Genomic DNA, 10,199 nt, shown 5'->3' with positions numbered 1-10,199 from the left:
CCGTCGGCGGCCGTCAGTGCGTTGTCGACGGCGGAACGGACGAGCGCACCGAGCACCCGGCCGGGGTGGTCCACACCGATGCCGGAGAGCGTGCCAGCCGACTGGTCCACGATCGCGGTCGAGAAGCTCACGGCGGCGCGGACGGCATCGGCGTACGCGGGCCGGTCCCCCTCGGCGATGACGAACGGCTCGGCACCCATCTCGACCACCAGGGCCTGCGCGATGGGCAGCACGGGCGACGGAGCGGTGACCGCGCAGTAGGCGTCGCGGAGCCGCGACAGGTCGACGCTGGTGCCGGTGAACGCCATCGCGGGGTGGATGGCGAGCGGGATGGCACCGGCCGCCATCGCCGGAGCGAGGACCCCGACGCCGTGGTCCGGGCTGGTGTGCACGACGAGCTGCCCGGGCTGCCAGATGCCGGCGTCCGCCAGGCCCTGCACGAGCGAGGCCAGCTGGTCGTCCGGCACCGCGAGGAGCACGAGTTCGCTCCGCTCGACCAGGTCCGGCGTCGCGAGCACGGGAGCGCCGGGCAGCATCGCCTCGGCGCGGTCACGGCTCTCGGCGGACACGGCGGTCACCCCGACGACCGCGTGCTCCGCGTTCGCGAGCGCGGCGCCGAGCACGGGTCCGACCCGTCCGGCACCGACGACGCCGACGCCGAGGCGCCCGGCCCTCATCGGACGGCCCCGGTGGGCGGGACGTCGCTCCACCCCGGTCCGGGAGGCACGGTGCCGGGCCGGTGGTCGGCGTCGGGTCCGGCAGGGGCTCCGGACCCGGGCCACGGCACGTCCGCAGCGTGCCCGGCGGACTCGGGACGGGCCTCCCGTTCGCGCCACCGGTGGGACGTGTCGACCGCAGCGGCCTCGACGGCGCGCTGGGTCGTCTCGGACCACAGACGCTGCGCGTCCCGAGCGTCGAGCGCACCGACGCGGGCCGAGACCGGCCCGGCGACGGTGTGCACGTGGACGGCGGCGAGCCGCAGGGCACGCTCGAGCGGACCCTGCTCGACCTTGACGCTCTGCACCCGGGGCAGCGGCACGATGACGAGCGACCGCCAGACGGCGCCGAGCCGGAGCAGCACCGCGCCCTGCACGAACCGGTACCCGTTGCGCCGGAACGCGAACGGGCGGAGCCACGCACCGCGGCGCGGGGAGTGCACGAAGCCACCCTGGTCGCCGCTCGTGATGAGGCTGTCGTCGACGACGCTGACGGCCTCGGCGGAGCCTTCCCGCAGGGCCTCCTGCGAGGCCTCGGGCCCCGCGACGACGGTGCCGACCAGGCCGGGCAGGATGATGTCGAGGACCTCGCGGACGTCGGCCGCGGTGCCGACGGGCAGCACGATGGCCGAGGCCTGCTGGTTGCTCGATGCCCCGTTGCCGGCGTTCGTCGCACGGTTGATCCGGACGTCCCACCAGCCGAACGGGCGCCAGAGCAGCGGCTGCGCGACGCTGACGGCGTGGATGCGGCCGGGAGGCAGTGTCTCGTTCGAGGTCGAGACGAGGCCGAACCCGATCCGGATGCCGTCGCGGGTCTCGGCGATCGTGTACTGCAGCGACCGCGAGAACTTACGGACGTAGTAGCTGCCCGCACCGATCACGGCGGGGAAGAGGCCGAACAGGATCCCGTACTCGCCGGTGAGCGCGACGCTGACGATCATCGCCGCCACGGCCAGCAGGATGAAGACGGTGGTGCCGGAGAGCAGCATCGACGCGATCAGGCGACCGGGCTTCACCTTGACGATCCGGGTGGCCTGCACCGCGGCGGGGTCGAGCTCGGGCGAGAATATCTCGTCGACGCGGTCCTGCAGCACGCCGTTCGACGCGCGCGCCGGACCACTGCCACGGTCGTCGTCCTTCGCACCCGAGGCGAGCACGAGGATGCGCAGCCGCAGGTCGTCGGCGGCCTTCACCCCGAGGTACGCGAGCTGCACGTTGGCGTCGTTGCCGGCCTGGGCGATCTCGAGCTTCGCGGTGCCGAACACCCTCGGGATGAGCGGACGCGAGATGTTGATGCCCTGGATCCGGTCGAGCCGGGCCTTGCGGTGGTTCCGGAACAGCACGCCCGAGCGGACCTCGACGATCTCGCCGGTGACCCGGAACTCGTGCATCCGCCAGGACAGGTAGAAGAGCCCGATCAGCACGAGCAGGAACACCGCGACGCCGAGCAGCACCCAGCCGACGACGCCGTGCTCGTAGACGTAGCGGACGGGGTCGCCGTCCTGCTGCTCGCCGCCCGGGATGAAGAACTCGACGAGCTGGTCGCGCAGGCTGTTCAACACGTAGCCGAGGATGACGATCAGGAAGATCCCGCCCTTGAGCAGCGGGGTCAGCGGGTGCAGGCGGTGCCACTCGCCGTCGGTCAGGGGCGCTGCCGCAGCGGCGTTCCCGCGCGTGGGCGGGGCGGGCGGCGGCGGGCCGGGTCGGAAGGTCACCGCGAGCCCCTACAGCCCGGCGCGGCGGGACTCGGCGAGCTCGACGAGCCGGTCGCGCAGTTCGTCGGCGTCGGTCGCGGGGATGCCGGGGATGCGGACGTTCGTGGCGGCCGCGGCGGTCACGAACTTCAGCTCGCTCATGCCGAGCGCCCGGTCGAGCGGACCGCGTGCCACGTCGACGAGCTGCATGCGCCCGTACGGCACCGCCGTGAAGCGCTGCCACATCAGGCCGCGGCGGACCACCAGGTCGTCGTCGCGCAGGGCGTAGCCGATCGCACGGACCCGGCGGGGCGTCAGCGCCGCGGTGACGAGGGTGATGACGAGCACCGCGATGCCGATGAGCAGCCAGACCGTTCCGGCGCCCGAGCCGAAGCCGTCGTTCACGATCCCGATCAGGACCAGGCCGGCGGTCACCACGAGCCCGATCACCAGGGTCGCGATGAGTTCGGTCCACACGAGCTTCGCGGACACCCTGGTCCAGTCGATGCCCGTCAGGCCGAGGCCCGGCTCGTCGAGTCGTTCACGCGCCATCGCGGGCCTCCAGTGGGTGTGCTCGGGTCGGTTCGCCGTCGTGCGGGGTGCGGTCGGGTCGGTTCGCCGTCGCGCGGGGTGCGCTCGGGTCAGTTCGCCGTCGTGCCGTTCCGGGGTTCGCCCGGCTCGTCGTCGTCGCCCGGAGGAGCGATGCACATGCGCTCTGCCACGAGTGCGCAGACCGTCAGCACGATCCCACCCCCGACGGCGACCACGTTCGGCAGGGTCGAGCCTAGCGAAGGCGTCACCGAGCGGGTCAGGAGGTACACGACCAGCCCGATCGCGAAGCCGCCGAACAGGACGCCGCAGATGCTCGAGGCCTTCGCCAGCACCACCACGCGCGTGGCGTAGAGCGGGTCGACCGGACGCTGCCGGCCGGCGCCCTCGCGGGCGTGCCGACGGACGGGACGCGCCATGAGCACGACGGCGACGCCGATGAACGCGAGCGTGATGCCGAGCGGCACGGCGAGCAGCAGCGTCGGCGACTGTCGCGAGGCGAGCACCGCGTCGAACGCGAACCCCGCCACCGCGGTCACGACGGCGATGCTGAACAGGGTGGAGGGACGAGTCGGCTTCACGGCTGGGTCACGTTCCCTACGACGGTGGCCCGGGAGGCACGGGGCACGTCCGCGAACAGGCGCGGCTCGTCGACGCGCTCGGTGTCGTCCCCCACTGCGGCGAGCAGGTCGGCCACCGGTCCGGCGCCGGGCAGGACGGCCGCGGGGTCGGCGTCGAGCCACGGTGCGAGCACGAACGCGCGTTCGGCGGCACGGGGGTGCGGCACGGTGAGCGTGGCGGTGTCGATGCGCAGGTCGTCGACGGCGACGACGTCGAGGTCGAGGGTCCGGTCGCCCCAGCGGACGTCGCGGGTGCGGCCGTGCTCGTCCTCGATGCCGTGCAGCGCGTCGAGGAACGCCTGCGGCTCGAGGTCGGTGTCGACGACCACGACGGCGTTCCGGTACCGCGGCTTGGTGTCGTCGCGGCCGTCCAGGGTGACGGCGACCGACTCGACCTCGTGGCTCGACGCCACCGGGTGGACCCCGGGCAGCGCGGCGACCGCTCGGGCCGCGGCGCGGAGGGTGCTCCCCCGGTCGCCGAGGTTGGCGCCGAGCGCCACGACGACGCGGCTCACGCTTCTTCCTCGTCCGGCACGGTCGCCCCGCGGGCACGGCGGATGGTGATCGAGACGTCGGTGAACGGCACGGTGATGGGTGCCTGCGGCTTGTGCACGGTGACCTCGGTCGCCAGGGCTGCACGGTGGGTGAGCACAGCGGCCGCGATGCGTTCGGCGAGGGTCTCGATCAGGTCCACCGGGTCGCGTTCGATCTCGGCGACGACCTGCTCGGCGAGCACGCCGTAGTGCACGGTGGCGTCGAGGTCGTCGCTGCCCGAGGCCGCGCGGGCGTCGAGCTCCACGGCGACGTCGACGACGAAGTCCTGACCGTCGGCACGTTCGTGGTCGAAGACCCCGTGGTGGCCGCGGGCACGGACCCCGACGAGGCGGATGGTGTCGTTCACGAGCGAGCTGCCCTCCAGGCGTCCCAGACGTCGAGCACGGCACGGGTCGGTGCCGGGTCGTGCACGCGCACCCCCCACGCGCCGCGTTCGGCGGCGAGCAGGCTGATGGCGGCGGTGGCGAGGTCGCGGTCCTTCGGCGGGGCGCCCTCGGGGCTGCCCACTCCGTCCAGGAACCGCTTGCGTGATGCGGCGACGAGCACCGGCAGGCCGATCGAGGCGAACCGTTCGTAGCCGGCCAGGATCTCCCAGTTCTGCACGCCCTGCTTGGCGAAGCCGAGGCCCGGGTCGATCACGACCTGCTCCTGGCGCACCCCGAGGACGATGAGCTCGGCCACGCGCATCTCGACCTCGCGCCGGACCTCGTCGACGGCGTGCACGTACTCGGCGTTGCGGTACATCCGGTCGCTGTGACCACGCCAGTGCATGACCACGAACCCGGCCCCGGTCGACGCGACCACGCGGGCCATGTCCGGGTCGGCCAGGCCGCCGGACACGTCGTTGACGATCGCGGCGCCGAGTTCGACGGCCCGTTCGGCGGTCGAGGCGTTCATCGTGTCGACGCTCACCGGGATGCCCTCGGCGACGAGCTGTCGGACGACCGGCAGGACGCGATCCTGCTCGACCGGCACCGGCACGCGCTCCGAGCCCGGCCGGGTCGACTCCCCACCGACGTCGATGATGTCGGCACCCGCGGCGACGAGGTCACGCGCGTGCTGCACGGCGGCGTCGTAGGCCTGGTGCAGCCCGCCGTCGCTGAACGAGTCGGGCGTCACGTTGAGGATGCCCAACACCCGCGTGCGGTCCGGTGACGGACCGCCGCGGGTGTCGAGCCGACGAGCACGTCTCGTCGGCAGGTCGGTCATGCCGGCCCCCTACGCCGGGGCGATACCCGGGTTGCCGAAGGGGCGACGACGGGGCTTCGAGGTCGACTCGCTGTCCGACGGGTCCGCTGCGGTGGCGGCGGCCTGCCCGGGCACGTCGATCGCGGGCAGGTTGCTCACCGGACGCTTGTCGCTGGAGAGCCACTGCGGGCGCTCCGGCAGCTTGCGGACGTCCTTGAAGATGTCCACGAGCTCCGGGGCGTCGAGCGTCTCCTTCTCGAGGAGCTCACCGGCCAGGCGGTCGAGGATGTCGCGGTTGTCGTTGAGCACCTGGTAGGCCTCGTTGTGCGCGGCTTCGAGCAGCGCACGGGTCTCGGCGTCGACGGTCTGCGCGATGTTCTCCGAGTAGTCGCGACCGGTCCCGCCGCTCATGTCACGGCCGACGAACGGCTCGCTCGACCCGGAGCCGAGCTTGACGGACCCGACGGCCTGGCTCATGCCGTACTCGGTGACCATCTTGCGCGCGGTGCCGGTGGCCTTCTCGATGTCGTTCGAGGCGCCCGTGGTGGGGTCGTGGAACACGATCTCCTCGGCGACGCGTCCACCCATGGCGTAGGTGAGCTGGTCGAGCAGCTCGTTGCGGGTGACCGAGTACTTGTCCTCGAGCGGGAGCACCATCGTGTACCCGAGGGCACGGCCACGCGGCAGGATCGTGATCTTCGTGACCGGGTCGGTGTGCCGCATCGCCGCTGCCGCCAGGGCGTGGCCGCCCTCGTGGTACGCGGTGATCAGGCGTTCCTGGTCGGACATGATCCGGGTCCGGCGCTGCGGGCCCGCCATCACGCGGTCGACGGCCTCGTCGAGCGCGCGGTTGTCGATGAGCTGCGCGTTCGACCGGGCGGTGAGGAGCGCGGCCTCGTTCAGGACGTTCGCCAGGTCGGCGCCGGTGAAGCCCGGCGTCTTGCGGGCGAGCAGCTCGAGGTCGACGCTCGCGGCGAGCGGCTTGCCCTTCGCGTGCACCTCGAGGATCTGCTGGCGGCCGGCCATGCCCGGTGCGTCGACACCGATCTGGCGGTCGAAGCGGCCCGGACGCAGGAGCGCGGGGTCGAGCACGTCAGGACGGTTCGTCGCGGCGATGAGGATGACGTTCGTCTTGCCGTCGAAGCCGTCCATCTCGACGAGCAGCTGGTTGAGCGTCTGCTCGCGCTCGTCGTTGCCGCCGCCGATGCCGGCACCGCGGTGGCGACCGACGGCGTCGATCTCGTCGATGAAGACGATGGCCGGCGAGTTCGCCTTGGCCTGCTCGAAGAGGTCACGGACACGGCTCGCACCGACACCGACGAACATCTCGACGAAGTCCGAACCGGAGATCGAGTAGAACGGCACACCCGCTTCGCCGGCGACGGCGCGGGCGAGCAGGGTCTTGCCGGTTCCGGGAGGGCCGTACAGCAGCACGCCCTTCGGGATCTTGGCGCCGACGGCCTGGAACTTCGCCGGTTCCTTCAGGAACTCCTTGATCTCGTGGAGTTCCTCGATCGCCTCGTCGGAGCCCGCGACGTCGGCGAACGACACCTGCGGGTTCTCCTTGTTGTTGATCTTGGCCTTCGACTTGCCGAACTGCATGACCTTCGAGCCGCCGCCCTGGGCGCTCGAGAGCAGGAACCAGAACAGGGCACCGATGATCAGGAACGGGAGCAGGACGCCGAGGAGCGACAGGAACCAGTTGCCCGTGTTCACGTGGTCGTCGTAGCCCTTGGGCAGGTTGGCGTCGTTGACGGCCTGGATGACCTCTTCGCCACGGGGCGTGGAGTAGTAGAACTGCTCCTGCTTGTCGCCGTCGCGGGTGATCATGTCGACCCGCTGCTCGGTGGAGTTGACGATGACGGACGAGATCTTGCCGTCGGCGAGCTGCTCGAGGCCCTTCTGGGTGCTGACCTCGGTCGTGCTGCCCTGGCTGATGACGCTCCAGCCGATGAAGATGCCCGCCAGCGCGATCAGCACGTAGAGGTACGGGCCGCGGAAGATGCGCTTGAAGTTCATGTGATCCGGGCGCGAGTGCCCGACACCTTTCTCTGCCGAAGTTGCGTGCAGGTCAGCATACGGCCGCGATTCTGTGGCGAGAATGGGTGTCCTCTGCGGGCGAACTCAACCCGAAGCGCGTACCCCCTGGACGGGTTACGAGTACACGTGCGGCGCCAGGACGCCGACACCGCGCAGGTTCCGGTAGCGCTCGTCGTAGTCGAGGCCGTAGCCGACCACGAATGCGTCGGGGATGTCGAAGCCCACGTACTTGACGTCGACCTCGACCTTGGCGGCCTCGGGCTTGCGCAGCAGGGCGACGATCTCGACGCTCGCGGCACCGCGGGACTGCAGGTTCTGCTTGAGCCAGGACAGCGTCAGACCGGAGTCGATGATGTCCTCGACGATGAGGACGTCGCGGCCGTGCAGGTCGGTGTCGAGGTCCTTGAGGATCCGCACCACACCGGACGACTTCGTGCCGGAGCCGTACGACGACACCGCCATCCAGTCCATCCGCGCCTGCATCTTGAGGTGCCGCGAGAAGTCCGCCATCACCATGACGGCACCCTTCAGGACACCGACGAGCAGGGGGTCGCGGCCCGCGTAGTCGGCGTCGACGACCGCCGCGAGTTCGGCGAGCTTGTCGTCGATCTGCTCGGGGGTGAAGAGGACTTCGGACAGGTCTGCCTGGACGTCGGAGAGTTCCACCGGTCCAGCCTAACCGGCACTGAACGACAGGCGGTCACCGGATCGCGACGCCCGGACGCCCGGCAGGTCGATCGGCCCCTGTCCGCTCCAGTCCGTGACGAGCCGGCAGACCTCGAGCGTCTGCACGCGCGACAGCGTCACCCCGAACTCGCTCTCGACCGCCAGGCGCACGAGTCGCTGCCGGAGCGCCGGCGGGTTCGCCCCGAGCGCCCGGACGGACAGCGAGATGCCGGCCTCGGAGTGCTCGGCGATGTCCTCCGCCAGTTCCTCGGCGAAGTGGTCGAGTGCCGCCGAGTCCTCGCGCAGCTGGTCGGCCGTCCGCGCCAGCGCCTCGGGCACCCCGGCACCGAGTTCGCGCTCGAGCACCGGCATGAGGGTGTTCCGCACGCGGACACGGGCGTAGGCGGGGTCGTCGTTCTGCGGGTCGTGCCACGGCGCCAACCCGGCGGCGGCGCACGCCTGCCGCGTCGCGTGCCGACGCACGGCGAGCAGCGGGCGGCCGTAGGCCGGCCCCTGCTCGCGCCGCGCGAGCGGCAGCATGCCCGACAGGCTGTCCGGCCCGCTGCCGCGCAGCAGGCCCAGCAGCACCGTCTCGGCCTGGTCGTCCAGGGTGTGTCCCAACAGCACGAGAGGCGACCCGGTGGCGGAGGCGACCTCGGCGATCGACGCGTGGCGGGCCTCCCGGGCGGCGCCCTCCGGACCACCGTCGGAGCCGACCGCGACCCTGCGGACCTCGACCGGGTCGAGACCCAGCTCGTATGCCTGCCGGGAGGCGCGGCTCGCGACCGCCTCGGAGCCCGCCTGGAGCGCGTGGTCGACGACCACTGCCCCGGCTCGGAGTCCCTGCTTGCCCGCCTCGAACGCGGTGGCCGCGGCGAGCGCGAGCGAGTCCGGTCCGCCGCTCAGCGCGACCAGCACGAGGTCACCCGCGGTGACGACGCCGTCGTCGAACGCGGTCGCGAGCAGGTCGCGGACCGCCAGGCGGGTCTCGGCGACGGCAGGGTCCAGCCTGGGACGCGGAGAGTTCACCCGGTAACGTTAGCCGCGCTCTCGGGACCACCGACAGCCCCACCGACACACCAGGAGTACAGACATGGCCGCGTACGACGTCGTCGTCGAGATCCCCAAGGGCAGCCGCAACAAGTACGAGGTGGACCACGAGACCGGTCGTGTCTACCTCGACCGCGTGCTGTTCACGTCGTTCGTCTACCCGACCGACTACGGCTTCTTCGAGAAGACCCTGGCCGACGACGGCGACCCCGTGGACGCGCTGCTGCTCCTCGAGTTCCCGACGTTCCCCGGCGTGGGCGTCAAGGTCCGTCCGGTCGGCGTCTTCAAGATGAGCGACGAGGCCGGCAAGGACGAGAAGGTCCTCGTGGTCCCCGCGAAGGACCCGCGCTGGACGCACATCCAGGACATCTCGGACGTCGACGAGCAGACGAAGGCCGAGATCGCGCACTTCTTCGAGCGCTACAAGGACCTCGAGCCGAACAAGTGGGTCAAGGCCGAGGGCTGGGGCGACGCCGCCGAGGCCGAGGCGATCGTGCAGGCCGGCCAGGCCGCGTACGTGCCCGCTGGTCACTGACGCTTCCTGACGCTTCCTGAGGCTTCCTGACGCCGAACGGCGCCCGCTCTCCATCCGGAGGGCGGGCGCCGTTCTGCGTTCGTGGGGTGCTTTGCCGTGTGGTGCGGTGCGGGGGCGTACCTCGTGGGAACGGGCGTACCTGGTGCTCTGATCCGGGCAGGTACGCCCGATCCCGCTTGCTACCGCAGCCGCTCTGGGAAAGACCGGGCTGCGGGCTACAGGGAACCGCTCGGGCGGGCGACGTACGGCAGGAGCTGACTCGGCGTCCAGACCGCCCGCTCGACCACGCCGACGCCCGGTCGGGCCGCTTCGACCATCATCCCGTTGCCGGTGTAGATCGAGTCGTGGTAACCGCCGGAAGCGGTTCCGTTCGACGAGTAGAAGAGGATGTCGCCGGGCTGGCGCTGCGAGAGCGGCACGAGGCGACCGATCGAGCCGAAGTAGTTGTACTGCCAGACGACGTTGTGGCCGCCGGTTGCGATGCCCTGCGAGCTGTACGCCATCATCACGAGGCCGGAGCAGTCCCAGCTGTTCGGGCCCGCGCCACCGATGAGGTACGGCTTGCCGAGTTGGGTGCGGGCGTAGG

At 71.4% G+C, this 10,199-nt stretch carries 12 protein-coding genes; 1 reads left to right on the top strand and 11 read right to left on the bottom strand.

From position 1 onward, the window contains the following. The 10 genes from OGL88_RS17615 to tilS all read right to left on the bottom strand — a co-directional run. On the bottom strand, positions 1-677 hold a 677-nt coding region (locus OGL88_RS17615; protein ID WP_263092300.1), incomplete at its 3' end, for a Rossmann-like and DUF2520 domain-containing protein. Further along, complete coding sequence (locus OGL88_RS17610) at positions 674-2,431, bottom strand: PH domain-containing protein (RefSeq protein WP_263055424.1); 1,758 nt, start codon at positions 2,429-2,431, stop codon at positions 674-676. The genes OGL88_RS17615 and OGL88_RS17610, both read right to left, overlap by 4 nt. Positions 2,432-2,440: 9 nt before the next feature. Then, positions 2,441-2,962: a PH domain-containing protein gene (locus OGL88_RS17605; RefSeq protein ID WP_263055425.1), complete on the bottom strand. Its 522-nt coding sequence runs from the start codon at positions 2,960-2,962 to the stop codon at positions 2,441-2,443. Between the two features lie 89 nt (positions 2,963-3,051). Continuing rightward, on the bottom strand, positions 3,052-3,540 hold the full coding sequence (locus OGL88_RS17600; protein WP_263055426.1) for a DUF3180 domain-containing protein: 489 nt from the start codon (positions 3,538-3,540) through the stop codon (positions 3,052-3,054). Then, the gene (folK, locus tag OGL88_RS17595; protein WP_263055427.1) at positions 3,537-4,094 is read right to left on the bottom strand and encodes a 2-amino-4-hydroxy-6-hydroxymethyldihydropteridine diphosphokinase; all 558 of its coding nucleotides are present in this window, start codon (positions 4,092-4,094) and stop codon (positions 3,537-3,539) included. Before folK ends, OGL88_RS17600 begins: the two co-directional genes overlap by 4 nt. Then, positions 4,091-4,480, bottom strand: a complete 390-nt coding sequence (gene folB, locus OGL88_RS17590; protein WP_263055428.1) for a dihydroneopterin aldolase — start codon at positions 4,478-4,480, stop codon at positions 4,091-4,093. Before folB ends, folK begins: the two co-directional genes overlap by 4 nt. Beyond that, the gene (gene folP, locus OGL88_RS17585; RefSeq protein ID WP_263055429.1) at positions 4,477-5,343 is read right to left on the bottom strand and encodes a dihydropteroate synthase; all 867 of its coding nucleotides are present in this window, start codon (positions 5,341-5,343) and stop codon (positions 4,477-4,479) included. Before folP ends, folB begins: the two co-directional genes overlap by 4 nt. 9 nt (positions 5,344-5,352) lie before the next feature. After that, entirely contained in the window at positions 5,353-7,341 is a 1,989-nt protein-coding gene (gene ftsH, locus OGL88_RS17580) for an ATP-dependent zinc metalloprotease FtsH (protein ID WP_263055430.1), read from the bottom strand. Positions 7,342-7,476: 135 nt separating this feature from the next. Then, positions 7,477-8,028 carry a hypoxanthine phosphoribosyltransferase gene (hpt, locus tag OGL88_RS17575; protein ID WP_205463567.1) on the bottom strand — a complete coding sequence of 184 codons (552 nt, stop codon included), beginning with the start codon at positions 8,026-8,028 and terminating at the stop codon, positions 7,477-7,479. Between the two features lie 9 nt (positions 8,029-8,037). Then, positions 8,038-9,057 carry a tRNA lysidine(34) synthetase TilS gene (tilS, locus tag OGL88_RS17570; protein ID WP_263055431.1) on the bottom strand — a complete coding sequence of 340 codons (1,020 nt, stop codon included), beginning with the start codon at positions 9,055-9,057 and terminating at the stop codon, positions 8,038-8,040. Positions 9,058-9,121: 64 nt separating this feature from the next. On the opposite strand from tilS, the gene OGL88_RS17565 reads away from it, so the two are divergent. Beyond that, positions 9,122-9,613: an inorganic diphosphatase gene (locus tag OGL88_RS17565; RefSeq protein ID WP_111086931.1), complete on the top strand. Its 492-nt coding sequence runs from the start codon at positions 9,122-9,124 to the stop codon at positions 9,611-9,613. A 215-nt stretch (positions 9,614-9,828) separates the two neighbouring features. Here the strand turns inward: OGL88_RS17565 and OGL88_RS17560 are convergent. Beyond that, positions 9,829-10,199 (bottom strand): C40 family peptidase (locus OGL88_RS17560; protein WP_263092299.1); only part of this gene is annotated, 371 nt, incomplete at its 5' end.

This window comes from Curtobacterium sp. RIT-PI-V, from assembly GCF_025642935.1.
In the GTDB taxonomy this organism is placed as follows: Bacteria; Actinomycetota; Actinomycetes; order Actinomycetales; family Microbacteriaceae; genus Curtobacterium.
This window is presented reverse-complemented; position numbering and strand designations above follow the sequence as displayed.